Source organism: Pseudomonas sp. AFG_SD02_1510_Pfu_092 (genome assembly GCF_003331055.1).
GTDB lineage: Bacteria > Pseudomonadota > Gammaproteobacteria > Pseudomonadales > Pseudomonadaceae > Aquipseudomonas.
The window spans coordinates 1-25129 of the sequence record NZ_PUQD01000051.1 but is presented as its reverse complement, the minus strand read 5'-3'; the positions used below and the strand labels follow the sequence as shown (position 1 = coordinate 25129).

The 25129-nt window shown below is 63.4% G+C and carries 31 protein-coding genes and 1 pseudogene; all 32 read left to right on the top strand.

Annotated elements, in window-relative coordinates; translation table 11 throughout:
* Nucleotides 1-72: 72 nt before the first annotated feature.
* Nucleotides 73-321, top strand: a complete 249-nt coding sequence (locus C6A77_RS19355) for a hypothetical protein (protein ID WP_114170912.1) — start codon at nt 73-75, stop codon at nt 319-321.
* 29 nt (nt 322-350) lie between these two features.
* Nucleotides 351-896, top strand: coding sequence for a hypothetical protein (locus C6A77_RS19350; protein WP_133295905.1), 546 nt, complete (start codon nt 351-353; stop codon nt 894-896).
* Nucleotides 897-916: 20 nt separating this feature from the next.
* Nucleotides 917-1312 carry a hypothetical protein gene (locus C6A77_RS25390; protein WP_133295904.1) on the top strand — a complete coding sequence of 132 codons (396 nt, stop codon included), beginning with the start codon at nt 917-919 and terminating at the stop codon, nt 1310-1312.
* Between the two features lie 109 nt (nt 1313-1421).
* Complete coding sequence (locus tag C6A77_RS19340) at nt 1422-1748, top strand: hypothetical protein (protein ID WP_133295903.1); 327 nt, start codon at nt 1422-1424, stop codon at nt 1746-1748.
* A 425-nt stretch (nt 1749-2173) separates the two neighbouring features.
* The gene (locus C6A77_RS19330) at nt 2174-3448 is read left to right on the top strand and encodes a site-specific integrase (RefSeq protein ID WP_114170907.1); all 1275 of its coding nucleotides are present in this window, start codon (nt 2174-2176) and stop codon (nt 3446-3448) included.
* Nucleotides 3449-3487: 39 nt separating this feature from the next.
* Nucleotides 3488-3913, top strand: coding sequence for a hypothetical protein (locus C6A77_RS19325; RefSeq protein ID WP_133295902.1), 426 nt, complete (start codon nt 3488-3490; stop codon nt 3911-3913).
* Between the two features lie 209 nt (nt 3914-4122).
* Complete coding sequence (locus C6A77_RS19320; protein WP_114170905.1) at nt 4123-4446, top strand: phage holin, lambda family; 324 nt, start codon at nt 4123-4125, stop codon at nt 4444-4446.
* A gap of 118 nt (nt 4447-4564) precedes the next feature.
* The gene (locus C6A77_RS19315; RefSeq protein ID WP_133295901.1) at nt 4565-4780 is read left to right on the top strand and encodes a hypothetical protein; all 216 of its coding nucleotides are present in this window, start codon (nt 4565-4567) and stop codon (nt 4778-4780) included.
* Nucleotides 4777-5148 carry a hypothetical protein gene (locus tag C6A77_RS19310; protein WP_114170903.1) on the top strand — a complete coding sequence of 124 codons (372 nt, stop codon included), beginning with the start codon at nt 4777-4779 and terminating at the stop codon, nt 5146-5148. The genes C6A77_RS19315 and C6A77_RS19310 overlap by 4 nt, the downstream gene beginning before the upstream one ends.
* Nucleotides 5148-5378 (top strand): hypothetical protein, encoded by a 231-nt coding sequence (locus C6A77_RS19305; protein ID WP_114170902.1) that lies wholly within the window; start codon nt 5148-5150, stop codon nt 5376-5378. The genes C6A77_RS19310 and C6A77_RS19305 overlap by 1 nt, the downstream gene beginning before the upstream one ends.
* Nucleotides 5379-5387: 9 nt before the next feature.
* Nucleotides 5388-6119, top strand: a complete 732-nt coding sequence (locus tag C6A77_RS19300) for a hypothetical protein (RefSeq protein ID WP_114170901.1) — start codon at nt 5388-5390, stop codon at nt 6117-6119.
* Nucleotides 6120-6328: 209 nt separating this feature from the next.
* Nucleotides 6329-6823 (top strand): terminase small subunit, encoded by a 495-nt coding sequence (locus C6A77_RS19295; RefSeq protein ID WP_114170900.1) that lies wholly within the window; start codon nt 6329-6331, stop codon nt 6821-6823.
* Entirely contained in the window at nt 6786-8825 is a 2040-nt protein-coding gene (locus tag C6A77_RS19290) for a terminase gpA endonuclease subunit (RefSeq protein ID WP_114170899.1), read from the top strand. Before C6A77_RS19295 ends, C6A77_RS19290 begins: the two co-directional genes overlap by 38 nt.
* Nucleotides 8816-9028, top strand: coding sequence for a primosomal replication protein PriB/PriC domain protein (locus C6A77_RS19285; protein ID WP_114170898.1), 213 nt, complete (start codon nt 8816-8818; stop codon nt 9026-9028). Before C6A77_RS19290 ends, C6A77_RS19285 begins: the two co-directional genes overlap by 10 nt.
* Entirely contained in the window at nt 9025-10593 is a 1569-nt protein-coding gene (locus tag C6A77_RS19280) for a phage portal protein (RefSeq protein ID WP_114170897.1), read from the top strand. The genes C6A77_RS19285 and C6A77_RS19280 overlap by 4 nt, the downstream gene beginning before the upstream one ends.
* Nucleotides 10547-12565, top strand: coding sequence for a ClpP-like prohead protease/major capsid protein fusion protein (locus C6A77_RS19275; protein WP_114170939.1), 2019 nt, complete (start codon nt 10547-10549; stop codon nt 12563-12565). The genes C6A77_RS19280 and C6A77_RS19275 overlap by 47 nt, the downstream gene beginning before the upstream one ends.
* Before the next feature lie 66 nt (nt 12566-12631).
* Nucleotides 12632-12946 carry a DUF2190 family protein gene (locus C6A77_RS19270; RefSeq protein WP_114170896.1) on the top strand — a complete coding sequence of 105 codons (315 nt, stop codon included), beginning with the start codon at nt 12632-12634 and terminating at the stop codon, nt 12944-12946.
* Entirely contained in the window at nt 12946-13329 is a 384-nt protein-coding gene (locus C6A77_RS19265) for a hypothetical protein (protein WP_114170895.1), read from the top strand. The genes C6A77_RS19270 and C6A77_RS19265 overlap by 1 nt, the downstream gene beginning before the upstream one ends.
* Nucleotides 13301-13843, top strand: a complete 543-nt coding sequence (locus tag C6A77_RS19260) for a hypothetical protein (protein ID WP_114170894.1) — start codon at nt 13301-13303, stop codon at nt 13841-13843. Before C6A77_RS19265 ends, C6A77_RS19260 begins: the two co-directional genes overlap by 29 nt.
* Entirely contained in the window at nt 13840-14400 is a 561-nt protein-coding gene (locus tag C6A77_RS19255; protein ID WP_114170893.1) for a phage baseplate assembly protein V, read from the top strand. The genes C6A77_RS19260 and C6A77_RS19255 overlap by 4 nt, the downstream gene beginning before the upstream one ends.
* A 7-nt stretch (nt 14401-14407) precedes the next feature.
* Entirely contained in the window at nt 14408-14731 is a 324-nt protein-coding gene (locus tag C6A77_RS19250; protein WP_114170892.1) for a hypothetical protein, read from the top strand.
* Nucleotides 14732-14770: 39 nt separating this feature from the next.
* Nucleotides 14771-14980 carry a hypothetical protein gene (locus tag C6A77_RS19245; protein ID WP_114170891.1) on the top strand — a complete coding sequence of 70 codons (210 nt, stop codon included), beginning with the start codon at nt 14771-14773 and terminating at the stop codon, nt 14978-14980.
* Nucleotides 14981-14984: 4 nt separating this feature from the next.
* Nucleotides 14985-15311, top strand: coding sequence for a GPW/gp25 family protein (locus C6A77_RS19240; protein ID WP_114170890.1), 327 nt, complete (start codon nt 14985-14987; stop codon nt 15309-15311).
* Nucleotides 15308-16189, top strand: a complete 882-nt coding sequence (locus C6A77_RS19235; RefSeq protein ID WP_114170889.1) for a baseplate J/gp47 family protein — start codon at nt 15308-15310, stop codon at nt 16187-16189. The genes C6A77_RS19240 and C6A77_RS19235 overlap by 4 nt, the downstream gene beginning before the upstream one ends.
* A complete protein-coding gene (locus tag C6A77_RS19230; protein ID WP_114170888.1) occupies nt 16189-16797 on the top strand; it encodes a phage tail protein I in 609 nt (202 codons plus the stop codon). The genes C6A77_RS19235 and C6A77_RS19230 overlap by 1 nt, the downstream gene beginning before the upstream one ends.
* Nucleotides 16790-17860, top strand: a pseudogene (locus C6A77_RS19225) (phage tail protein); the annotation flags it as partial. The gene C6A77_RS19230 and the pseudogene C6A77_RS19225, both read left to right, overlap by 8 nt.
* An 84-nt stretch (nt 17861-17944) precedes the next feature.
* Nucleotides 17945-19975, top strand: coding sequence for a tail fiber protein (locus C6A77_RS26190; RefSeq protein WP_346330249.1), 2031 nt, complete (start codon nt 17945-17947; stop codon nt 19973-19975).
* Between the two features lie 10 nt (nt 19976-19985).
* Nucleotides 19986-20573, top strand: coding sequence for a tail fiber assembly protein (locus C6A77_RS26025; protein WP_241507446.1), 588 nt, complete (start codon nt 19986-19988; stop codon nt 20571-20573).
* Between the two features lie 82 nt (nt 20574-20655).
* Nucleotides 20656-21834 (top strand): phage tail sheath family protein, encoded by a 1179-nt coding sequence (locus C6A77_RS19210; RefSeq protein ID WP_114170887.1) that lies wholly within the window; start codon nt 20656-20658, stop codon nt 21832-21834.
* Between the two features lie 12 nt (nt 21835-21846).
* The gene (locus C6A77_RS19205) at nt 21847-22356 is read left to right on the top strand and encodes a phage major tail tube protein (protein ID WP_114170886.1); all 510 of its coding nucleotides are present in this window, start codon (nt 21847-21849) and stop codon (nt 22354-22356) included.
* Nucleotides 22357-22389: 33 nt separating this feature from the next.
* Nucleotides 22390-22692, top strand: coding sequence for a phage tail assembly protein (locus C6A77_RS19200; RefSeq protein ID WP_114170885.1), 303 nt, complete (start codon nt 22390-22392; stop codon nt 22690-22692).
* 126 nt (nt 22693-22818) lie between these two features.
* The coding region (locus C6A77_RS19195) for a phage tail tape measure protein (protein ID WP_114170884.1) at nt 22819-25129 on the top strand (2311 nt) is incomplete at its 3' end.

Sequence of the window (25129 nt, the reverse complement as noted above, 5' to 3'; positions counted from 1 at the left end):
TAAAAAGCGCTTGCCTTTACGGTCCTCTCCGCCCAGTATTAACAGTATTACTGTTTAAAACGGATAAACTGTGTGGAGCTGAACGCGTGGATTGACTCGCTATCGCCCGTTTCGCCTTCCAAGGTGGCCGCTGAGCTGCTGGGGGAGAAGCGGCGCACAGTGGATTCGTGGCGCCGTTTTGAATGCCCGCCGTCTTTTGCGGCTGCCCTGAACATTGTCATGAAGTCCGGCGGGCGGGTGGATTTCAACGGGATTTATAACCCGTTCGCCCAGGCGGTAAAGGAAGGAACCGCAAAGTTCACGCCGAGGGTTCGCCTGTGATTCCGGCGCCGCTGCAGCTGGTCAAGTCCGTGATCGGTCGCAAGGTTGAGCAACGTTTCGGCCTGTCGGGCCTGGCGCGTCTATTCAAGCTGGCCGAGCTAATCACGGATCGCGCCGACAATGGCGCCAAGCGCCTCAGTGCTGTGATTGCGTGGGGCGATCTGTTGCGCGCCCTACAATGCGACCAGGCGTCCACGCAGGAATTTCTGACTTATTGCGACCATGCGCGCGTGGTCGACCGGAAGAACGAAGGCGAGCGGGTTCGGTTGAGTTTGGTGGGCGAACTGGCGTCGTTATTAGCCGGACCTGATCCGGCCGCGTCTTCCCGTACCCTCTTTGACCGCGAGGAACAATGGGCCGAATGGTTTGCAGCTGACCTCAACCTGCCGCCGCATTTGCGCAATGAGCCTGAAACCCGCCGCGTTTTCCGCCTGTGGTGCGCCTCGAACGTCACTATTGACGAGGTTGAGGCCGCCGCCATACGCGCTACCACTGCTCGCGAGGCGCCGCACCCGCACGTTTTGCATACCCACATCAAGGCACTGCGCCAAGAAAAAATCCGCGCAGCCGGTTAGGGCGCGCCAAGGAGGAAGCGTTGTTGATTGCACTATCGGGCGGAAGCCCGCGCGAGCGTGAGGCGATAGCCGCCCGCCTAGTCGAGTCAGGCAAAGCTGGATTGCAGGTCTACTCCCAGCCGACGCCTAACTCTCTCTCCGCGTACCGGCGCGCGACCCTGCTGCGTAAAGCCATGCAAGGCGCTGCAGTGCGCAGCCAGGTCAAGGGCACCGTGATTGCCCACTGCCTGACCGAGCCCGAGGCGCGCTTGGTACGCGACCTGGGCGGCGTGATCTGGCATCTGTATAGCCGGCCGTCTGCTGAGGTCGTTATCCGTAACGGCGACTCCGTCGTGATCGATGGCGACCATGGCGCGGGACATCTGCTGGCCCCGCTGGAAGCGCTTTCCGAGCTGATGCTGGCCAAGGCCGGCTGAGGTGTGAAGGTGAGTCATGGCCAGGCTTGAGCATAAGCTTTTGCGCCCGATCCTTGAGGGTTGGGCCGGGTGGTGCGTGGACGGCCAGCCAGTAAGCGCAGGCCGTACGATGCTGGCCAAGCTGATCGATAACAAGGGGGAAATGTTCTATGGCGACTGCAGCGGCCCCACAGAGCCCCCTGATAGCCGAGAAAGTCTAATCGAAGCACGGGTGCTGGCTATGGCGGCCGGCCCTGTCCCTTTACGGGCGGATGTGCTGCGCCTGGAGTTCGATGCGGGTTGGTGGCTGGTCTGTTCTAGGCGCGGCATCAAACAGTACGACCCGCGCAGTATTGGCCAATTTGAAAAGGCCCATGCACTGGGTATCAGCTTGGCCACCTACAAGCGCCGGCTTACTGAGGCGCTGGACGAAATCGAGGAGTGCCTAAAACGATGATGGCTGTTCATCCCCTGTTTGCTGGCTTTGCCGGCGCCCCTATTAGTCGGCTTGGGCATGCGCTGGGCTTCGATCTGCTGGCCGAGGCGCGGGCGGGCGGTCTGCCGCGTGGGCTTTCCTTTGCGGATACTGACCGTATGAGTGAGGGTGGCGACCTAGCCGGCTATCGCTTTGCGGGTGGATGGGAGGTGGGCGGCCAGCATTGCTTGTTGTTCGCTAAGCCTCGTACCTATACCGCTGAGCGCCTATGGGCGGCCGCCTTACCTCGGCCTGACTAAGCGCACCAGCTGAGATACCGCCCCGGCGTTCGCCCTGGGCGTCTTCGAATTTAAACAAGCCTTGACGCAGTTAGTCGCGGGCTCCCTTCACCCTGGAAAAGTGGCGCCGGCCGTTGCTTGGGCTCGGGCGGCGCCGAGGCCTGAGCAATGCCCAAACGGACCCTAAATCTTGCCCTTTCCGAAGCCGCCATTAAGAAGCATGCGGCTGACCTCAACGTTTACCAACTGAACGATCCGCGACATCCGGTTCGGTTCCGGTATCGTCATGACCGTAACACTGGCAGCTGGTTTGTGCTGCGCTTCGCCGGCGGGCGGGTCCATTGGCGGAAGGCTGCCAACTGGCCAGATGTTTCGGCGAAAGCCTTCCTAGAGCATTTGCCGTCGGTGCATGCCCGTCTGCTGGCTGATCCGGCTGCGTCGGTGACGATAGGCTGCTGTAACAGCGTTGATCAGGTGCTGACCTGGTACTACAACCGCATGCTGACCGATACAACCCTGTCCAAGAGTCGCAAGTCCTCGGTGCTGTCCGTGGTGCGCGTGCACCTGCGCCCGCGACTGGAGGGGCTGCAGCTGTATGAACTGACGCCGTCAGTGCTCGATAGTCGCCTGGTCTGGCCAATGCTGGAAAAGCACAAGCCGGCATATGTGCGCGGGGTGTTCGGCGTGCTCAAGCAGATATTCAGTCGCGCCCAGGGCCTGCAACAGATAACAACAAACCCCTTAGAGCGCGCCAGTTTCAGCAAGTCGACCGGTGTTCAGATCAAGCCAAAAGGTGCTCGCTTGAGGCATGTGGATGTAGTGGGGCTGCTGGAGGCCTGGTGCGGCTTATTTGAGTCGTCACCGATGGACGTTGCCTTTGCCGTCATGATGCTGGCTCACGGTGCGCGAATCAGTGAAACCCGCCTGGCTCGGTGGAAAAACGTCAATCTCGGTGCGGCGGAGTGGTTTGTGCCGGCCGCTGATACCAAATCCAAGCGCGACCATGTGCGGCCGCTCACGCCTCAGGTGGTGGCATTTCTCACGCGTTACCGTAACGCCCAATTGGCCAAAGGCTATGACGGCGGTCACCTGTTCCCTTCCTTGAGCCGGCCCGGTCGGCCGTTGTCGCGCACCCAGGCGTTTGCCGTATTCGAGCGCCTGGGGGCGGGGGAGTGGACCAGTCATGACCTGCGCAAGCTGGCTCGTGAGTGCTGGGCAAAACTCAAGGTCGACTCACTGGTGGTCAAATTGCTGCTCAACCACAAGCTGACCGATCTGGAAGCGACCTACTTTCAAAGCCGGGGTGAAGAAATCAAGCGTGATGCCCTGGAGCTGTGGCACGGCTGGCTCGACTCGCAAGGTTTTGACCTGCTGCAGGGTGAGACGGTGGTGAGACAGCCGGCGCGGCGGGCTTCCGTAGACCCGGCGGGCTGGCTGCGCTGAGGCGGGTATTCAGGACTAATTACATAAGAGCATCCAGATATGAAAGAAGCAGCAGTGATGGGCGGCCTCGATGTGGCCACGGATCGCATCGAGATACCGATTGATTGGCCTGTGACAGGTCACGACAAGCCCGAGAGCGCCGAGGCGCGGCGCAAGCGTGAGCAAAGGGAAAGGGACGAAGCCGCCGGGGTTGTGACAATCGCGGTCAGATTGGCCGCTTCCGAGGCCGCCATGTTGGCTGCAGGCCGCGAACTGCGCGGCTCTCAGGGTGTGCCCTATACAACAACCGAATACATCAACACGCTGCTGCGGCGCGACCATGAATTGCTGCAGCAGCAGCGCGGGGTTGTGGTTGGGCGCATCTGCGAAAACTGCCGAAAGCCTTTGCCACGGGGTTGCGGCGGGGTATGGCGAACTGAATTGCCGTGCGCCTTAGCGCAACTGGAGAGGGCTTTGGAGCTGTGAAAAGGGCGGGGCTTGACTTTATCTTGCGTTAACAGGATTACTGTTTTTATCAGGATAGCTGTTTACAAGTCTGAGCTTTTTCCGTACTCTTTTGTCCATGGTGGTGTTTTTGCGGACGCCGCTATGCAATGAAGCTGCCCCACAGCGAACCCCCGGACCTCCAGGCCGGGGGTTTTTTTATGCCTTCTCCCAGCGCGGGAGGTATCGAGATGGATGACATGACCCCCGAAAAAGACCCGGTCTTTCTGACCGACCTCCTTGTGCTGCTGCGTGAGCATGGCTTGGCCGCCTGCATGGGTTTCGCCCTGAGTTGGCTGCGCGTGCGCTGGGAAGGCAAGGAGACGAGCTTGAAGCGCCAGATGCTGGAGGCCGTGTTAAGCGGCGTACTGGTTTTTCTGGTGGGTATTGCGGCGGAAAAGTTCGGCCTTTCGGGCGGCTGGTCTTACGCGGTCGCCGGCTTCGTCGGCTTCCTGGGTGTTGAGCAAGTGCGTCAACTCGGCCGTAAGTGGGCCGAGAAGCGGGCCGAGGCGTGATTGCCCGGCCGGTGTTGCTGTTGCTGTTGGTTCTGGCGGCGTTCTCGCTGCAGGGCCATTTCGAATGTCGAGAAGCGGCGGCCTGTGCGGTCGCCGTAACGGATAACGAGGGGGTGCAATGAGCGTATCGGACCGACCAAGGATGCTTAGCCACTTGGGTGGTGAGGTGATGCACGGTATCTGCCGCTTGAAGGGTGATGCCGAGCGGCTGGCCAAGGCCATGGGTCAGATGGCCGACGTAGATCAACACGCGGCTGAGCGCGGCATGATCGCCCTGCGCCGCGCCATTTCCCAGCTGGAAGACGCCGTTACACGTAACGAGGTGATGCAATGAGCGATAAACCGACCCCTGAATTTGTGCTGTTCGTGCCCGGCCGTGCTGGCCGATTCCGTGTTGCGGCTGATCGCGCTTACGACGACGGCGACACCCTTACGCTGACTTCTGGCGGGCAACAGGTGGCCGTTTCCTCGCCTCGCGGCGTGGCTGTGAGTGCTGCCGCGATGGTTTCGCTTGAGCTGCCTGAGCTGCTGCCCGGTGCCCGGGCTCGCGCCAGGGATTTGCCGCCGCCTCCCGCCATGCGTATCGGTGAGGGGGTTTCGATCAGTTCGCTTCCGGTGCCCTTCTGGCCGTTTCTGTCCGGCGGAGCCCTGGGTTTCATTGGTGGTTTCGGCCTGGCTATCAGTTGCGCGGGCCTCTGGTAATGGATCGGCGGCAGATCGGCCTGGCGAACTCGCTGTTTTATGAGCGTGATCGGCTTGTTGGGGTCTTGGCTGCGGTGGAGTCGGGCAAGGGCCTGGCGGTTAGCATCAATGGCACCTATCAGGCTGACGAAGTGGTGGCAGCGGCCAAGCGGCCACTGATCGAGCACTTTCGCACGGAAATCAAAAAAATTGATGCGGACCTGGCGCAGTTGGGTTGGTCTGGTCGATAAGGGGGTCACATGCTCGACCTGAAACTGGATATTGATAGCGCGCCCTTGGCTCGCGAAATCTCGGACATTCAGCGAAAGCAAATCCCCTTTGCCCTGGTGCTCGCGCAAACGCGGTTGGCCACCAATCGCATCAAGCCGGGCATTGCCGAGGTTATGGGTAAGCGCTTGGATCGGCCAACGCCGACCACCATGCGCAGCCTGTTCGCCCAGGCGGCGACCAAGAGTCGCGGCGCGAAAGTCTGGTTTAAAGACCAGTGGACCACAGGCATACCCGCCGACACCTACCTGCAGCAGGCGGTGCAAGGCGGGGTGCGCGCGCACAAGCGCTTCGAGAAGTCGCTGATTGCCCATGGTCTGATGAAGGCCGGGCAGTTCGCAGTGCCCAATGCCGACCTGTTGAACCAGTACGGCAACGTTTCGCGCGGCGTCATGACTCGCATCTTGTCGGGGCTTGGCGCAGCTGAGGGGCGGCGCGGCTATCAGGCCAACGCCACCGGCAGCAAGCGCAGTAAGCGCAAGGGCAATGCCGAGCGCTTCTTTGTCGGCACGGTGGGCGATGACACCGGTGTATGGGAGCGCAAGCCCCGCAAGCAGGTCGCGCCGGTGTTTCTCTACACCGACGGCGCGCCGCAGTACCGGGTGATTTTCCCGTTCTTCAAGATCGGCGAGAACATCGCCAAGGCGCACGGCCAGGCCGAGCTGGCCAACGCCCTGCGTGAGGCGATCCTGACCGCGAAGTGAGGTCGCGCGAGGCGCGGCCGGCCCCCGCCACCCCCTCGGGCGGCACCCCCACCCCCGGCTAACGGGTCCTCCCGGACCCACCGGGCATAGGGGGTAATTCGGGCCCCGCCTTTTCGCTATGTATGACCCAAACTCGGAGGTTGGTTGTTGTTTAGTCCATGACAAATCCAACGATTACCCGACAGCCGTATTGGCTGAACAAAAAACGCATGGCCGAAAGCCTCGGGATTTCGGTTCAAGCCTTTGACAAATGGGGCGTCGAGCCGGTTCAGAAGATCGGCCGAGAGTCGTTCTACGACGTTCGTTCGGTGGTGGATAACCGCCTGCAGCACCAAAGCGGTAAACAACAACTTGGCGGAGACGATATTGATCCCCTTGCCGAGGCGAAGCTGCTGCAAGAGCGCTTGCGCCTAACCAAGGAGCAGGCCGACGCCCAAGCAATGCGAAACGAGGTCAAGCGCCGCAACCTGGTGCCGGCCGAGTTCATGACATTTGCCATCAGCCGATTGGTCAACTTGATCGGCTCGACCCTCGACACCGTGCACACCAAGGTCAAGCGCAAGCACCCCGACATCGAGCCGCGCCATCTGGAAGCGGTACAGCGCGAGGTGGCCGTTACGCGTAACGAAGCGGCAAGCCTCGACCAGCGATTACCGGAGATTCTTGATGAGTTCCTTTCAGCCATGGATGACGAATCTGGCTAACGCGGTTCGCGTTGGCCTGTCAGCGTTGTTCAAAGAGCCGCCAATGACCGTTGTCGAATGGGCGGACAAGCATTTTTACCTGTCGTCGGAGTCTTCCTATCAGGAAGGCCGATGGACAACCGCACCGTTTCAGGTGGCCATCCTCAACGCGATGGGCAATGACCTGATTCGCGAAGTCAACTTCGTCAAGTCGGCACGCCTTGGCTACACCAAGATGCTAATGGCGTTCATTGGCTACCTGGTGCAGCACAAGAAACGCAATGTGCTGATGTACTGCCCGACCGAGGGGGACGCCGAGGGCGTCATGAAGCGGCACATTGAAGGCATGATTCGTGATGTGCCGGTGGTGCTCGAACTGGCGCCCTGGTACGGCATGAAGCACCGCGACAACACCCTGGAGGCCAAGTGTTTTGCTAACCGCAAAATGCTGTGGTGCCTGGGTGGCAAGGCGGCGCGCAACTATCGGGAAAAGAGCCCGGACACCGTCATTTACGACGAGCTGTCGAAATTTGACGAGGATATCGAAGGCGAGGGCGCCCCGACGTTCCTGGGCGATAAGCGCCTGGAAGGGGCGACCTTCAAGAAGTCGATACGCGGGTCGACGCCGACCGAGGCGGAGAAATGCCAGATTACCCGCGCCGCCATCGAGTCGCCCCACGACCTGCGGTTCAACATCAAAGCGCCTTGCTGCGGCACCGAGCTGGTGTTGCAGTGGGGTGGAAAAGACGAGCCGTCGGGTATCAAGTGGCGGCTCAACGACCGCCAAGAAGTCGAGGCGGCATGGTATCTGTGCCCCCACTGCCAGGGCGGCACCTTCGAATATCACGAAATGGTCACGGCGGCCGCTGAAACGGGCCGCTGGGTGTGCGAGCGTTCGGGCATCTGGACGCGCGACAGCATGGAGTGGTTTGACGCCTCGGGGGAGCCGACCGTAACGCCGCGCTCGGTGACTTTCAGCGTATGGACGGGCTATTCGACCTTCACGACCTGGGTGGATATCGCCACCGACTTTGTGAAGGTCGGCAAGGACCGGGGCAAGCTGAAAACCTTCGTCAACACCACCCTGGGAGAGGTGTGGGAGGAAGACCAGGGCGAAAAACTCGACTGGGAGCAGCTGCGTGACCGCCGCGAGGTGTTTGGTGAGGTGCCCGCTCGGGCGGTGGCCTTGTTCGGCGGCATCGACACCCAGGACGACCGTTACGAAGGGCGGGTGTGGGCCTACGGCGCCGGCGAAGAGGCCTGGCTTGTGCATCGGTTCATTCTCACGGGTGACCCGGCCAGTATCGAGCTACGCCGCAAGGTAGGCCGCGAGCTTCACCGTCACTTCAAGCGCGCCGACGGCACGATGATGCGCGTAGAGCGTTGGTGCTGGGACTCCGGCGGACACTACTCCGACGAGGTCCGCGCGGAGAGCCGCAAGCACGGCGTGCAGTGGGTTATCCCGATTTTCGGTGCCAGCACCTACGGCAAGCCCATTGCCAACTTCCCGCGCAAGAAAGACAAGCGCAGCAAGGTCTACCTGACCGAGGTCGGCACCGACAACGCCAAAGAGCTGATTTACAGCCGCTTGAAGCTACAGCCAGACGGGCCTCGGCCGGTGCCTGGTTGCATCCACCTGCCCGCCGACGAGCTGGTGTGCGACGAGAACGAGCTGCAACAGCTGACCAGTGAGCGCAAGAAATGGGCGGTGATCAAGGGGCGGCGCGTCATGCGCTGGGATGCCGGCGGCCGCCGTAACGAAGCGCTTGATTGCGCCGTGTATGCCCTGGCCGCGCTGCGTATCAGCCAGCAGCGGTTCGGCTTGGACCTCGACCTGCTGGCCAGCCAGAACCCCGACACCGGGGTATGGGAAGTGGAAGACGACGAAGACGACGCGCCCCAGCTGGAGGCGCAGCCGTCACCGGCTGAGTTGCCGGCGCCGACGCCGGCGTCGGTGCCTGAGCCGGAACCCCAGCCCGCCGGCGGCGGTTGGATCAATACAGGAGGCAGCGGATGGCTGTAACAACTGCGCAGGACATGGTCGATATCTACCTGCAGGCCGAGCGCGACCTGCTGGAGGGGGGTAGGGACGTACAAATCAACGGCCGACGTATGACGATGGCGGAACTTCCGCAGATTCGCGCCGGCCGTCTGGAATGGGAGCGCCGGGTATCGGCCGAGGCCCGCCGGGGCCGTTCGGGGCATTCCTTGGCGGTGTTCAGATGATCGGGGAACTGCTGGACCGTGCCATTGCGCCTTGGGCGCCCAAGGCGGCCCTGGAGCGCATGCACGCCCGTAGCGTGATCATGGCCTACGAGGCCGCCAGGCCCTCACGGACTCACAAGGCGATACGCGAGACGCGCAGCGCTGATGCGGCCCTGCAGCCGGCCTTGCAGTCCATCCGTGAGCAAGTCCGCGCCCTGGAGGAGAACCACGACCTCGTCACAGGCCTGTTTGATCGCATGGACGAGCGCGTTGTGGGCGGTCCAGGCATCGCTGTCGAGCCTATCCCGTTGCGTTACGACGGCACGGTGCATACCGCGTTTGCTGAGGCGATCAAAGCAGCATGGGCGGAATGGTCGCTCAAGCCCGAGGCATCCGGCGAACTGACCCGGCCGCAGGTCGAGCGCCTGGTGTGTCGCACCTGGTTGCGAGACGGCGAGGCGTTGGCGCAGATGCTACAGGGCAGCGTGCCCGGCTATGAGCATCTGACAAGCGTGCCCTTTGCCCTGGAGCTGTTGGAGCCAGACTACTTGCCCCTTGGCTACAACGATTTCAGCAATGGCATTGTCCAGGGCGTGGAGCGCAACGCCTGGCGCCGCGTCAAGGCCTATCACTTGCTCAAGGAGCACCCCGGCAATCTCGGGTCGCTGAGCTTTGGACAAAGCACCAAGCGTGTGCCGGCCGAGCAGATGATTCACATCGCCCACCGCAAGCGCATTGGACAAAACCGGGGCGTGCCGCTACTGCATTCGGTCCTGATCCGCCTGGCGGATATCAAGGATTACGAAGAAAGCGAGCGCGTGGCCGCGCGGATCAGCGCTGCCCTCGTTATGTACATCAAGAAAGGCACGCCTGACGATTTCGTGATGCCCGGCGTTGGCCAGCAGCAGGCGCACCGGTCGTTCAACTTCGCGCCCGGCATGGTGTTTGACAACCTGCTGCCTGGCGAGGAAGTGGGCACGGTCGAGAGCAACCGGCCGAGCCCGTTCCTTGAAGGGTTCCGCAATGGTCAGCTCAAAGCCATTGCCGCCGGCGCGCGCAGCACCTATTCGAGCGTGGCCCGCAGTTACGACGGCACCTATTCGGCGCAACGCCAGGAACTGGTCGAGGGGCAGCTGGGTTACGACCTGCTGCAGCACGAGTTTATCGACTACTGGTGCCGGCCGGTGTACCGCGCCTGGCTGCGTATGGCGGTTATGAGTGGTCACCTCAAGCTGCCGCCAGACGTTAACCCCCTGACGCTCTACGGGGCGTTTTATCAGGGGCCTGTCATGCCCTGGATCAACCCAGTGCATGAGGCGACCGCGTGGGAGCTTCTGGTCAAAGCCGGCTTTGCCGACGAGGCCGAGGTGGCGCGCTCGCGTCAACGCAACCCCTCGGAACTCAAGGCGTCCCGCACAGCGGAAATCCAGCAAAACCGAGAGGCCGGGCTTGTCTTTAGCTCGGATTACTACCACCAGACCTACGGGATAAAACAAGGAAATGAACCAACCGATGGCAACAAAGAGCCCGCCGATGTGGATGCCGCCACAAGGGTCGACGGGAACGGTAACCAATCCGGCGAGTAGCTGGTACAGCATGCGCGCCGGCGTTCAGGTCGGCAGCGTAGAGCTGGACCTATTCGGTGAAATCGGGGCAGAGGGGATTACCGCGCAGCAGTTCGCCAACGACCTGCGCGCGCTCGGTGACGTGTCACAGATCAATCTGCGCTTCAATTGCCCTGGCGGTGCGGTGTTCGAGGGCATGGCCATCTACAACCTGCTCAAGCACCACAAGGCCCGCAAGGTCGGCACCGTTGTGGCATTGGCGGCGAGCATGGGTAGTGTGGTGCTGATGGCCTGCGACGAGGTCCGCATTCCGGCCAACGCCATGATCATGATTCACAAGCCCTGGGGCATCCAGGGTGGCAACGCCGAGGCCATGCGCAGCTATGCCGACCAGCTGGACATGTTCGGGGCCAGCATGACAGCCGCCTACACCGAAAAGACCGGCAAGACCGCCGAGGAAATCGACGGACTGCTGAGCGCTGAAACCTGGATGACCGGCACCCAGGCTGTCGCCCTGGGCTTTGCCGACGTACTGCTGGACCCGGTCGAGGCGTTCGGCAAAATCACTTCCAACCGTTACAAGGATTTCATCAACATGCCCACTGCTGCCCAACAGTTCTTTGCTCCCCAGGGTTCGACCACCGTCGTTCCTCCCGCGACTCCACCAGCCACCCCGCCACAGCACCCTGTCGAAACCGTCGAGCAAATCCAGGCGCGGGTGCTGGCTGCCGAGGGCACGCGCCGAACCGGTATCACTGCCGCGTTCGCCCCGTTCGCTGCGCATGCTGCGCTACGCGATACTTGCCTGAATGACACCAGCTGCACCGTCGAACAGGCCAATGCCAGGCTGCTGGCCGCCATCGGCCAGGCGACCACTCCGACCGGATCCATCATTCACCCGGGCCATGTCACCAACGGCAACTTGGTGGGCGACTCGGTGCGCGCTTCGCTGTACGCCCGAATCGGCCTCGGTGAGCTGCAGCCCGACAACCGCTACAACCATATGAACCTGCGCGAGCTGGCCCGTGCTTCGCTGGATGGTCGCGGCATCAACGTGTCGAGCCATAACATCGTGAACATGGTCGGCATGGCCTTCACTCACACTTCCAGCGACTTCGGCCGCATCCTGATGGATGCCGCTTACAAGTCCTTGCTGGCGGGCTGGGAGAATGCAGATGAAACCTACCATCTGTGGACCAAGAAAGGCCGTCTCGGTGACTTCAAGGTTTCCAACCGTGTAGGCCTGGGTCAGTTCTCTTCGCTGCGTGAGGTGAAGCCAGGCGCGGAATACAAGCACATCACCCTGGGCGACACCGGGGAAACCATCCAGTTGGCCACCTACGGCGAGATTTTCAGCATCGACCGTCAGGCCATCATCAACGATGACCTCGACGCGCTGACGCGCATTCCGACCCTGATGGGGCAGGCGGCACGGGCAACCATCGGTGATCTGGTGTATGCCCTTCTGATCGACGGCCCGAAAATGCGCGACGGTAAGCCGCTGTTCGACGCGACCCGTAACAACCTGTTCAGTGCTGGCTCCAAGATGTCGATGGAGGCCTTGAGCGCGGCCAAGACGGCCATGCGCCTGCAGCAGGCGGTCGTGGCCAAAGGCGCCAAGCCTCGCCCGCTGAACATTCAACCGGCCTTTGTGATCTGCCCGGTGGCACTGGAAGACAAGGCCAAGCAAATCATCAACTCGGCATCGGCGCCGGGGACTGACAGCAACGCCGGCATCGATAACCCGATTCGCGGTTTCGCCCAGGTGATCGGTGAGCCGCGCCTGGACGCGGCATCGGCCAGCGCTTACTACATGGCGGCCAAGCAGGGTTCGGACACCGTCGAAGTGGCGTATCTGGACGGCATCGAGCAGCCGTATTTCGAGACGCAAGAAGGTTTCACCAGCGATGGCGTGGCCACCAAGGTGCGAATTGATGCCGGCGTTTCGGCGCTCGATGCCCGTGGCCTGAACAAGTCGACCGGCGCGAACTGATCGCCCTGGCGTTACCCATAACACCCCGCGCTTGCGGGGTTTGTTGTTTCTGGAGCATGAGAAACCATGAGTACTAACTATGTGAGCAACGGCAAGACCGTGACCCTGCCGGCACCGACTGGCGGGTCTGTCGCTGGTATCCCGCAGGTGATTGGCGATCTGGCTGTGATTCCGCTGCAAAGCGGCTCGAAGGGCGCGTCCATCACCTACCACACCAGCGGCGAATGGGATGTGCCAGCCGCCGCCGGCCTGCTGGCTGGCAGCAAGGTCAACGTGCTGGACGGCCAACTGGTGCCGCCAGAAACCGCAGATTCCAAGCCGTTCGGCAAGCTGACCGCTAACGTGGTCAACGGCTTCGGCACTGTGCTGATTGTGCAGTAATGGCGCGGGCAAGCTTTCGCGAGCGCATGGCCGTCCGCAGTACCCGAATCCTTGATCGTGTGGGCGACCGCGCGACCTTGGAGGGCGGTACCGCGATCATGGGCACCTTCGAGAATCCCCTGGTTGACCCGCAAGTGGGAGCCAAGGGCGGCAAGAGTGCCCTGGGCGTACAGGTCAACGCCGACAGCGTGGCCGAGCCACGGTTTAACGTCCCGGCCGATGTAGCCAAGACCCTGCCCAATGGTTCGATTCTGGTAATCGACCTGCCGGCCTCGGGTGGTGGCGGTCGCTATGAGGTGGTGCGGCCTGAGCCTGACGGCTCGGGCTGGGTCGCCCTGGTCCTAAAGGTCAAGCATGAGCGAACAGCCGATATCCTTGCCTGAGGTGGCCGAGCTGCATGCCGCCATGGAGGCGATCATGCGCGAGGCCATGCCCCAGGTGGTCGATGTGCAGTGCTACCCCAAGCTGCAAGAAGGGTTGCCCATGCCGGCGCTGTACTTCGCCTTGTCTGGTCTGGCCCCTGGGCCTAATCCGGGTGACGGGCGAACGGCGGTCATGGCGTCGTTTGAGGCCTGTGTGCTGGTCGAGTCTGACCGTGATCAGGCGCATCTGCAGGCGGCCATTCTGGCGGCCAAGCTGGTCAGGCTGTTGGATGATCAGTATTGGGGAGTCGATTGCGTCGACGCCGCCCAAGATGTGCACGCCGTGCCGTCGGAGTCTATCCCCGAGCTGCTGCAGTGCGCCGCCTGGACGGTGCAGTGGCGGCATGTGCTTTACCTCGGAGATACCGAATGGCTTTGGGATGATCAGCCGCCGGGCTCGCTGCTCTTTGCCTTCTACCCGGACACCGGGCCTGGCAATGAGTCCCAGTACCGGCCGCCGGAGGAACTCGGATGACCTACGCCGTAGCGCAGCACGACCGCCTATTGGCTGGTCTGGTGATTCCTTGCTACGTGGTGGCTGTCGATCTGGCGGCCGCCCGGGTGCGCGTCACCGATGGGGGCGATTGGGTGAGCGCCTGGGTGCGCTGGCATGCCCTGGCCGCCGGCAAGGCCCGCCACTGGCGTGTGCCAAGCCTGGGCGAGCAGGGCGCGCTGATCAGCCCGAGCGGTGAACCCGCCCAGGGCACGTTCGTGCCGGGCCTGTACGGCAACGCTGGCGCGCCGCCGGACAATCGCGACCATGTCGAGGCGTGGCGGTTCGATGATGGCGGTTCGCTGGTCTACGACTGGCAGGCCAAGACCTACACCATCACGCTCCCCAGCGGCACGGCCAAGATCAAGGTCGGCGGCAGCGAGGTGGTCGTTACGGATAACGCGATTGTCGCCAAGTCCGGCGCGGTCACCATCAACGGCCCCGTCACCATCAATGGCACGTTACTAGTAACGGGCGATATCAACGGCGGCGGCCGGATCATCGACACGGCCGGTAACACGGCCAATCACAAGCACTGAGAACGTCATGAGCCAACTTGAAACGCTGCCGGCGAAGCCTGACCGCTTCACGGTGGCCAAGCTGATCGAGCAGCAGATTGACCAGGTGTATGACCGCTTTCGCATGCGTCAGGCCTGGGAGCGCGTGGCAGCCAATATCGATCCGGCCGAAATGGCCGAGGGCCTGTGTATGGCTCTTTCGCACGGCGGCTTCGCGCGCAAGCAGGCGGCGCCGCAGGTCACCCTGAACATAATCGGGCAACGTCGACCCCAAGGTGCTGGCCAGTACGCTCAAGAGCGCCCTGGCCACCGTCCCGGTGGTGAATCTGTAACCCCAATCATCAACCCCTAAAGGCCCGCGTTTGCGGGCTTTGTCATTTCTGGAGGGCCTATGGCTACCAAGAAACCCACGGATGTCGAGCCCCGCACGCCGGCGTCGGTGACCTACCGCGACACGGTTTTCAGTTCCCGCGTGGTGATCGTGGGCGAGCGTGTGCTGAACGTGGTCGGCAGCAAGCTGCAGGTCGACGAGGACGACGCCGAGGCGCTGGCCTGCCTGGAGGCGCACGCCGATTTCGAGCGCCTGACGCCGGCGGAGTAACGCCATGATTGGGCTGGATCGTCGCACCGGGCAGCCGCTATCCGGCGTTGCCCACCTGAAACAGTCCATTGAGGACATTCTGACAACGCCTGTCGGTAGCCGGCGGATGCGCCCGGAATACGGCAGCAACCTACGCCGTTACGTCGACCTGCCGGTCAATGACGGCTGGAAAAGCGCGGTACAGGCCGAGGTGGCGCGCGCCCTGGGGCGCTGGGAGCCGCGTTTGAAGCTGGAGCGCGTGCGCGTGGTGGCGGTCCTTGGCGGGCAGGTCACGCTGTCGCTGTCGGGCGCCTATCTCGGTGACAGCGTTGTATTTGAGGTGAGTGCATGAGCGCAATCGACCTATCCCAGTTGCCAGTGCCGCAGGTGCTGGAAGACCTGGATTTTGAGGCGCTGTATCAGGCCGACCTGGCGACCTTCCGGGCGCACATGGGCGACAACTGGAGCGCGCCCCTGGAGAGCGACCCGGTGACCAAGCTGCTGGAGGTTGGGGCCTACGGCAAGCTGCTCAACCGCTCGCGCGTCAATGACGCGGCCAAGGCGCTGATGCTGGCCTATGCCGTGGGTGCCGACCTCGACCAGCTGGCGGCCAACGTCAACCTGTCGCGCCTGGTAGTCCAGGCCGAGGATCTGACGGCGGTACCGCCGCAGCCCCAGGTGCTCGAGGCGGATGACGCCTTGCGCGAGCGGGTGCAGCTGGTTTACGAGGGGCTGACCACGGCCGGCCCCCGTAACAGCTACATCATGCACGCCCGCAACGCTTCCGGCCTGGTGGCTGACGCCACGGCCGAAAGCCCGTCGCCGGCGGTGGTCGAGGTGACGGTGCTGGCCCTGGAGGGGGACGGCACGGCTTCGGCCGAGCTGCTGGCAACGGTGGCCGCCTACCTGAACGACGACGATGTGCGCCCGGTCGCGGATCGACTGTTGGTGCAGGGGGCTCAAATCCTGCCGTATCGGATCGACGCCAAGCTCTACATGGCCAGCAGCGGGCCGGAAAGCGAGGGCGTACTGGCTGAGTGCAGGGCGCGCCTGGCTGCATGGATCAATCCCCGCCGACGGCTGGGTGTTGAGGTGTCGCGTTCGGCGGTTGATGCCCAGCTCCATATCGACGGGGTTGGCCGCGTGGAGCTGGAAGGCTGGGCGGATATCAGGCCGACCAAGGCCCAAGCGGCCTGGTGCACGGGGTTTACCGTCGAGCGGGGTGAGTGATGGCCAGTTTGTTGCCGCACAACCGCACGCCCCTGGAGGCCTCCATAGAAGCGGCCGCCAAGGAAGAACTGGCGACCATGCTGCGCCGCCTCTACAACCCCGACACCTGCCCGGCCGAAATGCTGTACCTGCTGGCCTGGGCGTGGTCGGTCGACCGCTGGGACGACCGATGGTCGGAGGCGGTCAAGCGCTCGGTCATTCGGTCATCGTTCTACATCCACTCCCACAAAGGGACCATCGGCGCGCTGCGCCGCGTGGTCGAGCCGTTTGGCTACCTGATCGAGGTGGTCGAGTGGTGGAACATGGTTCCCCAGGGGGTGCCCGGCACCTTCGCCTTGAAGGTCGGCGTCTCCGACGCGGGCATCGACGAAGGTACTTACAAGGAACTGACGGCGCTTTTGGATGACGCCCGGCCCGTCTCCCGCCACATGACGGCCTTGGCGATCAGCCTGGAGACGGTCGGCGGTTTCTACGTCGGCGGCCTGCTGACAGAGGGCGACGTTCTGGACGTTTACCCACTGGCACAGCGCGATATCGAGGTCACCGGCCGCATTGGCCGAGGCGGCCGCGAACACACCATTGACACCTTGGACATTGCAAATGGTTGATCAAAACTCCCAGTTCTACGCCATCCTCACGAACGTTGGCGCGGCGAAACAGGCCAACGCGGATGCCCTGGGCACCGCTTGGAAAATTACACAGATGGGCGTGGGTGATGCCAACGGCACCGACCCGACCCCCAATGCCACGCAGACGAAGCTGATCAACGAATGGCGCCGCGCGCCGCTGAACCAGCTGAAAGTCGATGACACCGATTCGGCAATCATCGTGGCCGAGCAGGTCATACCGGCCGAGGTGGGCGGTAAGTGGATTCGCGAAATTGGCCTGTACGACGCCGACGGCGATCTGGTCGCGGTGGCCAACTGCGCACCGACCTACAAGCCGCTGCTAAGCCAGGGCTCGGGCCGCACCCAGGTGGTGCGCATGAGCCTGATCGTCAGCAGTTCCAGCAACGTACAGCTGAAAATCGACCCAAGCGTTGTGTTGGCCACCCGCGAATGGGTGACCGAGGAACTGGCGCGCCAGGACTTCAAGCATTCGGTAGTTGTGGCCACCACGGCCAATATCGCGCTGACTGGCCTGCAGACCATTGACGGGGTGGCGCTGCTGGCCGGTAACCGGGTGCTGGTGAAGAACCAGACGGCGGCCAAGGAAAACGGTATCTACGAGGTGTCGACCGGCGCCTGGACCCGCACCAAAGACGCCGACACCAGCGCCAAGGTAACGCCGGGGCTGCTGGTACTGGTCGAGAAAGGCACGCTCAACGGTGACAGTGCCTGGCAGTTGGTCACCGACGCGCTGATCAGCCTGGGGGTTTCGGGGCTGACGTTTGACATGGCGTTTGGTCGCACCGGCGTGGCTGCTGGCACCTACCGCAGCGTGACGGTCGACAAGTACGGGCGGGTGGTCGCCGCCACCAACCCGACCACGGTGGCGGGTTACGGCCTGACCGATGTGTACACCAAGACGGAAGTTGACAGCGCTTTGGCGACCAAGGCGCCGCTGGCCAGCCCGGCCTTGAGCGGGGTTCCAACGGCGCCGACGGCGCCGGCGGGCAACAACTCCCAGCAGATCGCCAATACCGCGTTCGTGCAGGCCGCTGTGACGGCTCTGGTTGCAGCGGCGCCGGGCGCTTTGGACACCCTCAAAGAGCTGGCGACAGCGATTGGTGACGATCCGAATTTTGCCACCACCATGACCAATGCGCTGGCGGCCAAGGCGCCGCTGGCCAGCCCGACCTTTACCGGCGCGCCCAAGGCGCCCACGCAAGCGCTGACAGTCAATGACACGACCCTGGCAACGACCCAGTTTGTGCAGTCGCTGCTGGGTGGCATGGGGTGGGGGTCGGGTGGCGTCCAAGGTTCCAATCTCCCGGCCGGCACCAACCTGAACAACGTGGTGACGCCGGGCTCTTACGGCCAGCCGTCCAACGCCCAGGCAACGGCGGAGCTGAACTACCCCGAGCCCTACGCCGGCACGCTGCTGGTGCAGGCCGCTGGGCTGAGCATCTTTACCCAGTTCTACACGTTGTATCAGCCAAGCAACCGCACGTTTAGCCGTACCTGCTATTCCGGCACCTGGTCGGCGTGGTCGGAAATCGGTCGGCTGCATTCGCCGGTCTTCACCGGCACGCCGCAGGGGCCTACGGCACCGCTTGCTACCAACAGCCAGCAGCTGGCCAACACGGCGTTCGTTTATGGCCTGTTGGCTCAGTTGGGCCTGGGTGGAGTGGGCATTGGCATGACCATGCCGGACTTTGACGATGCCACCGTGCCGGCGGGCATTTACTACGTGAACAGTTCGACACTCAATCTGCCCTTTGGCGGCGCTGGTGGCGCGCTGATACACAAGGTAATCGGGGCGATTGGCTTTCAGCTGTTGTTTCCGGCTGGTACTGATCGGCTGATGTGGCGTCGACGCGCGGCGAGCGTTTGGCAGGCGTGGAACGATGTGGCCACCCTGGATAGCCCGACGTTTTCAGGGGCGCCTACGGCTCCCACCGCGCTCAAGGGGACCAAGTCCAAGCAGCTGGCAACGACCGAGTTTGTGCAGGACGCGATAGCCACCCTGGTCGATTCGTCGCCGGGGGCACTGGACACCTTGCGCGAGCTGGCCAATGCGTTGGCCAACGACCCGAACTTTGCCACCACCATGACCAACTCGCTGGCGACCAAGGCACCGCTGGCCAGCCCGTCGTTCACAGGTACGCCGTTGGCCCCGACGTTGCCCTTGGGTGGCAATGCGCTGGGCCTGGTGAACCAGCAGTACCTGCGCAACACCCTGAACCAATATGGGCTTGGAGGGGGAACAGTAGGGCCGACGCCGCCCACAACCGGAGAGCTGGCGGCCTGGCCTTCGGGCAACTATTACTACGCGAGCGCTATTTCTCCCTATCCCGCCTTTGCCTTTGTGATGCGCATGGTATACGGCACTGATAAGGGGTTTGAGATTGCCAACATTCCTTACTCGGACCGCGTGTTTGTGCGTTCCAGTAACAATGACGGCACCTGGCGCGCGCCTATGGAACTGGCGCCTTTGGTCAGCCCGGCATTTAGCGGCGTGCCTACTTGCCCGACCGCGCCGACGACGACCAACAACGGGCAGGTGGCAAGTACGGCATTTGTGCGGGCTGTCGCGGTAGAGGAAAACGCACAGCCTGGCGAAATCAGTTTCTATGCCAGTGCAGCCCTGCCGCGCGGGCGCATCAAGGCAAACGGCGCTGCGGTGAGCCGGACGGCTTACCCGGAGCTGTTCGCCGCCATCGGCACCACCTACGGGGCTGGCAATGGCAGCACCACGTTCAACGTGCCCGACCTGCGCGGCGAATTCGTCCGAGGCTTGGACGAAGGCCGAGGCGTAGACCCAGGGCGAGTGCTGGGTAGCTGGCAGAACCACCTGTACGCGTCGCACACCCACGCCGGTACCACCGACACGCAAGGCGCGCACGCGCACGGGGTGACGGGTTCCACGACATCCAGCGGCGCACACAGCCACACGATGAATATGGGCCTGAACGATATCGCCGGCTCGCGCCCGGCCATCAGCGCGCCGGGTGCAACCCCTGCTGTGATCGAGGGCGGGTTTGGCGGCGGTGACCACTCCCACAGCATTTACGGTAACTCCGACACGGCGGGCGCTCACTCCCACACCCTGCAAATCAGCGCAAGCGGTGGCAGCGAGACGCGGGGCCGAAACGTGGCCTTGATTGCCTACATCAAATACTGACGAGAATCCTATGGACGCACCAACTATCTACCACGCAGCCCCCAATACCTGGGAGTTGTGCGGCATCGGCGTGCCTGATGCTGACCCACGGGTGCCCGACAACTGGCTGATTCCGGCGCGCGCCTACCTCGACGCGCCGCCCGAGCCGGTCGCCGGGTTCGCGATTGTGCGCAATGCCGACCAGACCGCTTGGGAGCTGATTGAGGACCACCGGGGGCCGGTGTACGTGAAGGCCACCGGCGAGGCCCTGACCTATTCGGCGCTTGGGCCGCTGCCTGAGGAGCTGACCGTAACGCCGTGCCCGGGGCGCTATTACACATGGACGGGCGAGGATTGGCTGTTGAACGAAGCGGCCCAGCTGGAGGGGCGCCGGCAGGAGGTGCTGGCGGCCCGCGACGAGCGCCTGGCGGTGGCCAGTGCGCGCATCGCGCCGTTGCTGGATGCCGTGGAGCTGGGGCGTGCTACCGAGGCCGAGCAAGCGCTGTTGCTCGCCTGGAGGCATTACCGCGTCGACCTCGGCCGGATCGAGCAGCAAGACGGCTACCCCCTGGCTGTCGAGTGGCCGCCGAGCCCCGAAGACGCCCAGGCCGATACCTGACGCCCCGCACTGACGGGGCGTTTTCTTTTCCGCTGTACCACCTGGCCCTGCTTTGCGGGGCCTTTTCACATCTGGAGTAAACATGGCTGGATTCTTTCACGGCGTTACCGTAACGAACGTCGACACCGGCACGCGCAATATCGCCCTGCCGTCCTCCTCGATCATCGGCCTGGTTGATACCTTCACCCCTGGGCCTGGTGCGCAATCCACGCCAACGGCGATGCCCAACGAGCTGGTACTGATTACCAGCGAGCGCGAAGCCATCGCCGCCTTTGGCGCTGAGTCGGCCATTGCCAAGGCGTGCCAGGCGATCTACACCCGCGCCAAAGCGGTAATCGTTGCGTGTGGCGTGGCCAAGGTGGACGACGCGGCGGCGCAGACTTCCGCGATCATCGGCGGCGTGCTCGCCGGCGGCGGCCGTACCGGCCTGCAGGCGCTGCTCGACGGCAAAAGCCGGTTCAACGCACAGCCGCGGCTGCTGGTGACGCCCAAGCACAGTGCCACCCTGGCGGTCGGTACCGCGCTGGTGGCCCTGGCCGACAAGCTGCGCGGCATCGCCATCATCGACGGCCCAGGCACTACCGACGAGGCCGCCCAGGCCTACGCCGCCGAGTTCGGCGCCAAGCGCGCGTTCATGGTCGACCCCGGCGTCAAATACTGGGACACCACGGCCTCGGCCACGGTCGACGCGCCGGCGTCGGCCTGGGTTGCTGGCCTGTTCGCCTGGACCGACAGCGAGTACGGCTTTTGGGCCTCGCCGTCCAACAAGGAATTCGTCGGTATCACCGGCACCACGCGGTCGGTGGAATTCTTGGATGGCGACGAAACCTGCCGGGCGAACCTGCTGAACAACGCCAATATCACCACCATCATTCGCGATGACGGCTACCGCCTGTGGGGCAACCGCACGCTGTCGAGCGATCCGAAATGGGCCTTCGTCACCCGCGTGCGGACCATGGATATCGTCATGGATGCGATTCTGTACGGCCACAAATGGGCGGTTGATCGTTCCATCACCGCGACCTACGTCAAGGACGTTACCGAAGGGCTGCAGGCGTTCATGCGCGACCTCAAGAACCAAGGCGCAATCATCAACTTCGAGGTGTACGCGGATACCGAGCTGAACACCGCCAGCCAGCTGGAGCAGGGCAAGGTGTACTGGAACATCCGCTTTACCGACGTTCCGCCGGCGGAGAACCCGAATTTCCGCGTCGAAATCACCAATCAATGGCTGACCGAAGTCCTCGACTCGGCCGCATAAGGAGCGCTCTACATGGCAATGATTCCCGAAACCCTGGCCAACCTGAACCTGTTCGTTGACGGCGTCAGCTTCCAGGGCGATGTGCCCAGCCTGACCCTGCCCAAGCTGACCCTCAAGATGGAGGAGCACCGCCCCGGCGGCATGGATATGCCGGTTGAGATGGATCAGGGCATGGAAAAGCAGGAGGCCAGCTTTACCACCACCGGCGTGCGGCGCGAGGCGTTGCAATTCTTTGGCCTGGCCGATGGTACCGCCTTCAACGGCGTTTTCCGGGGCGCCTTTAAGGGCCTCAAAGGCAAGATCAAACCGGTGATCGTCACCCTGCGCGGCAGTCTCAAAGAGATTGACATGGGCGACTGGAAGTCGGGCGACAAGGCCGAAGTCAAGCACGGCGTGAGCCTGACCTACTACAAGCTTGAGGTCGACGGCCGCACGGTTTACGAGATCGATGCGCTGGGTATGCGCCGCGTGATCGATGGCGTCGACCAACTGGCCGAGCAGCGCACCGCGCTCGGCCTGTAATCCCCTCCCCACTGAATGCAAGGAAAAGACCCCATGGCTATCGTACAGACAACCCCAAAATGGCTGACCGTCTCGGCCGACCGCGTTACCGTAACGCTGAGCTACCCCGTAGAAATGAACGGCATCAAGGTCGACACCGTCAGCCTGCGCTCGCCTACCGTGCGCGATATCCGCGCGGCGCAGAAGGTCAGCGGCGATGACGACGAGCAGCGCGAGCTGAACCTGTTCGCCTCGCTGGCCGAGGTCGGCGCCAAGGACCTGGAGGGGATGGCCCTCAAGGACTACAACCGCCTGCAGACTGGCTATTTTCGCCTGGTGCAAGACGACGACGTTTGATGCTGCCACGCAAAAGCGGTTGGCCAAGCGGCTGGCCGCTGAGCTGAATTTCTCGGCCGCTGAGATATCGGGCATGTCCTTTGCGGACATGCTGTGGTGGCTCTCGGACTGAGCAGGGGATAACCGATGGCAAAGATGCAGTTAGCCCTGGTGATCGGGGGCGCCGTCGCTTCGTCGGTCGGCGCCGCGTTCAAGAACGTCGAAGGGCGCATTTCCAAGCTCGAGCAGAAGGGCAACAAGGCCAAGGTGCTCAAAAGCACCATTGGCGAAACCATGAAGCTGCAGGCCGAGTGGAAGCGGGCACACGACACCGGCGCCGCCGGCGCCGACAAGCTGCTGCGCAAGCTCAATGGCAACCTTGATTCTCTGCGCAAGCAGGGCGTCGAAGTGGGCCGCCTGAGCCGCGAATACCAGCGCCTGGCTCGCGAAGCGAGGGGCGCCGACCTGCAGCTCAAGGGTCACCAGCAGATCGACACCGGCCGCTCGGGGCTCAAGACCAACGCGGCGGCCGCCACGGTGGGCATTGGCCTGGCGGCCATCCCCACCAAGATCAGCGCCGACTATCAGGCGATTATCCGCGACATTGCGATCAAGGCTGACGCCGTCAACAAGCCCGAAGAGGTGCAGCTCAGCCGCACCGTGATTCAGACGGCGAAAGATACCGGCATGAGCCGCAACGATGTGGCCGACCTGATCAACCAGCTGGTCGGCGCCGGCATGGAGCTGGACAAGGCCATGGCCTACGCGCCGACGGCGGCCAAGTTCGCGGTCGGTCAAGGCGCCTCGGGCGTCGACACGGCCAGCATGATCATGGCCCTGCAGCAGAACGCCAAAATTACCGACCCCAGGGTCATGCAGCAGGCGCTGGAGGCTATCGCCTACCAAGGGCAGGCGGGCAGCTTCGAGGCCAGCGACATGGCCAAGTGGTTCCCGCAGCTGCTGGCCGGCATGGAGAAAAACGGCAGTACCGGCCTGGATGCGGTGACCTCGCTGGGCGCCATGCTGCAGGTGCAGATGAAGACCGCCGGCAGTTCGGACGAAGCGGCGAACAACTTCAAGAACTGGATGGAGAAAATCGGTTCGGGCGAGGTGGTCAAGGCTTACAGCGATGTGGGCATTGACTATCAGGACTCACTGAACACTGGCCTGCAGAAGGGCATGAGCGTCATTGAATCTTCCATGGCGCTGGCCATGAAGTACGTCGAGGCGACCGACCCGGCCAAGGCGAAAAAGATCAAAGAAGCCCAGGCCAACATCGACAAGGAAGTCGACCCGGAGAAAGCCAAGGCGGCGCTGGAGGCCCTGGAGAAGACCCTGCGCACCGGTGACCTGTTTGCCGACATGCAGGTCAAGGCGGCGCTGACCGCCTACGCGCAAAACCGGGGGCTGTATGCCGAGCTTAAGGCCGACTCGCAGAAGGCCAGCGGCATCTTGGACAAGAACCTGGCCGAGCGTCGCGAGACCTCTAAACAGGCCTGGGCTGAGACGGCCCAGGCGGTTGACGACGCGATGCGCAGCATTGGCGATGCCATCCGCCCGGCGACCGACATGGCGGCGCGGGGGCTGACAGCAGTCGCCCAGGGTATCACCACGCTCTCGGACAAGTTCCCCGCCGCGATCATGGGGCTGTCGGGCCTGGCGGCGGGCATTAGCGCCCTGTTGGCCGCGCGCAGCAGCGCCAGGGTGGCGCGCGGTGCGTTCAACGTTGTGCGCGGCCGCGCCTGGAGCGCTGGGCGCGGTGGTAAGGCCGAGGATGCCCCGGGGGAGGGGGTGACCCCCAAGACCCGTAGCCGCGTGTTTGGCGCCGGCGTGGGTGCGCTGGGCAAGGTGTTTGGCGTCGAGGCCAGCAACGACCCGGCCCCAGGCGTCACCAGCGAGCCGCAGCGCGTGTTTGTGGTCAATGCCGATGCCATCGGCCGGATGGGAGGCGCAGCGGCCAATTCGGCCCCCGCAGAGCCTGGTAGCCGTCGTGCGCGCCGTCGTCGCCGGCGTCGTGCGGGAACCATGGCTGATGCGCGCCGCGTGCCGGTGGTGCCGAGCGCTGCGCCGGTGGCGGGCGTTGCCGCGTTCGCCGGTGCCGGTAGCGCCGGCAGTGCCAACAACCTCGGGCGCATGGTGCGCAACGTGCGCGGCGTTACCAAGGTGGCCGGCAAGCTGCCGGGCGGCCAACTGCTCGATGCGGTGCCGGGCGTGCTCGATGTGGCGCTGAACGCGCAAACCCAGGACGAAAAGGCAGAGGGTTACGGCGGCGTGGCCGGCGGTATGGCCGGTGCGATGGCCGGCGCGATGGCGGGCGCGGCGATTGGCTCGGTTGTGCCGGTCCTCGGTACGGCCGTGGGCGGCGCCATTGGTGCGGCGCTGGGTGGGCTGGGTGGCGAATCCGTCGGGGGCTGGCTGGGCAAGAAATTGTTCGGTGAAGACCAGCCCGAGCAGGTGG

What these genes read in the sequence shown, in the direction of transcription:
- C6A77_RS19250 (WP_114170892.1), top strand. Translation starts at nt 14,408, where the DNA reads ATGAGCCAACTTGAAACGCTGCCGGCGAAGCCTGACCGCTTCACGGTG.
- C6A77_RS19270 (WP_114170896.1), top strand. Translation starts at nt 12,632, where the DNA reads ATGAGTACTAACTATGTGAGCAACGGCAAGACCGTGACCCTGCCGGCA.
- C6A77_RS19330 (WP_114170907.1), top strand. Translation starts at nt 2,174, where the DNA reads ATGCCCAAACGGACCCTAAATCTTGCCCTTTCCGAAGCCGCCATTAAG.
- C6A77_RS19210 (WP_114170887.1), top strand. Translation starts at nt 20,656, where the DNA reads ATGGCTGGATTCTTTCACGGCGTTACCGTAACGAACGTCGACACCGGC.
- C6A77_RS19320 (WP_114170905.1), top strand. Translation starts at nt 4,123, where the DNA reads ATGGATGACATGACCCCCGAAAAAGACCCGGTCTTTCTGACCGACCTC.
- C6A77_RS19290 (WP_114170899.1), top strand. Translation starts at nt 6,786, where the DNA reads ATGAGTTCCTTTCAGCCATGGATGACGAATCTGGCTAACGCGGTTCGC.
- C6A77_RS19200 (WP_114170885.1), top strand. Translation starts at nt 22,390, where the DNA reads ATGGCTATCGTACAGACAACCCCAAAATGGCTGACCGTCTCGGCCGAC.
- C6A77_RS26025 (WP_241507446.1), top strand. Translation starts at nt 19,986, where the DNA reads ATGGACGCACCAACTATCTACCACGCAGCCCCCAATACCTGGGAGTTG.
- C6A77_RS19315 (WP_133295901.1), top strand. Translation starts at nt 4,565, where the DNA reads ATGAGCGTATCGGACCGACCAAGGATGCTTAGCCACTTGGGTGGTGAG.
- C6A77_RS19300 (WP_114170901.1), top strand. Translation starts at nt 5,388, where the DNA reads ATGCTCGACCTGAAACTGGATATTGATAGCGCGCCCTTGGCTCGCGAA.
- C6A77_RS26190 (WP_346330249.1), top strand. Translation starts at nt 17,945, where the DNA reads ATGACCAATGCGCTGGCGGCCAAGGCGCCGCTGGCCAGCCCGACCTTT.
- C6A77_RS19280 (WP_114170897.1), top strand. Translation starts at nt 9,025, where the DNA reads ATGATCGGGGAACTGCTGGACCGTGCCATTGCGCCTTGGGCGCCCAAG.
- C6A77_RS19260 (WP_114170894.1), top strand. Translation starts at nt 13,301, where the DNA reads ATGAGCGAACAGCCGATATCCTTGCCTGAGGTGGCCGAGCTGCATGCC.
- C6A77_RS19205 (WP_114170886.1), top strand. Translation starts at nt 21,847, where the DNA reads ATGGCAATGATTCCCGAAACCCTGGCCAACCTGAACCTGTTCGTTGAC.
- C6A77_RS19275 (WP_114170939.1), top strand. Translation starts at nt 10,547, where the DNA reads ATGCCGCCACAAGGGTCGACGGGAACGGTAACCAATCCGGCGAGTAGC.
- C6A77_RS19245 (WP_114170891.1), top strand. Translation starts at nt 14,771, where the DNA reads ATGGCTACCAAGAAACCCACGGATGTCGAGCCCCGCACGCCGGCGTCG.
- C6A77_RS19235 (WP_114170889.1), top strand. Translation starts at nt 15,308, where the DNA reads ATGAGCGCAATCGACCTATCCCAGTTGCCAGTGCCGCAGGTGCTGGAA.
- C6A77_RS19285 (WP_114170898.1), top strand. Translation starts at nt 8,816, where the DNA reads ATGGCTGTAACAACTGCGCAGGACATGGTCGATATCTACCTGCAGGCC.
- C6A77_RS19295 (WP_114170900.1), top strand. Translation starts at nt 6,329, where the DNA reads ATGGCCGAAAGCCTCGGGATTTCGGTTCAAGCCTTTGACAAATGGGGC.
- C6A77_RS19340 (WP_133295903.1), top strand. Translation starts at nt 1,422, where the DNA reads ATGCTGGCCAAGCTGATCGATAACAAGGGGGAAATGTTCTATGGCGAC.
- C6A77_RS19325 (WP_133295902.1), top strand. Translation starts at nt 3,488, where the DNA reads ATGAAAGAAGCAGCAGTGATGGGCGGCCTCGATGTGGCCACGGATCGC.
- C6A77_RS19305 (WP_114170902.1), top strand. Translation starts at nt 5,148, where the DNA reads ATGGATCGGCGGCAGATCGGCCTGGCGAACTCGCTGTTTTATGAGCGT.
- C6A77_RS19230 (WP_114170888.1), top strand. Translation starts at nt 16,189, where the DNA reads ATGGCCAGTTTGTTGCCGCACAACCGCACGCCCCTGGAGGCCTCCATA.
- C6A77_RS19310 (WP_114170903.1), top strand. Translation starts at nt 4,777, where the DNA reads ATGAGCGATAAACCGACCCCTGAATTTGTGCTGTTCGTGCCCGGCCGT.
- C6A77_RS19240 (WP_114170890.1), top strand. Translation starts at nt 14,985, where the DNA reads ATGATTGGGCTGGATCGTCGCACCGGGCAGCCGCTATCCGGCGTTGCC.
- C6A77_RS19255 (WP_114170893.1), top strand. Translation starts at nt 13,840, where the DNA reads ATGACCTACGCCGTAGCGCAGCACGACCGCCTATTGGCTGGTCTGGTG.
- C6A77_RS19265 (WP_114170895.1), top strand. Translation starts at nt 12,946, where the DNA reads ATGGCGCGGGCAAGCTTTCGCGAGCGCATGGCCGTCCGCAGTACCCGA.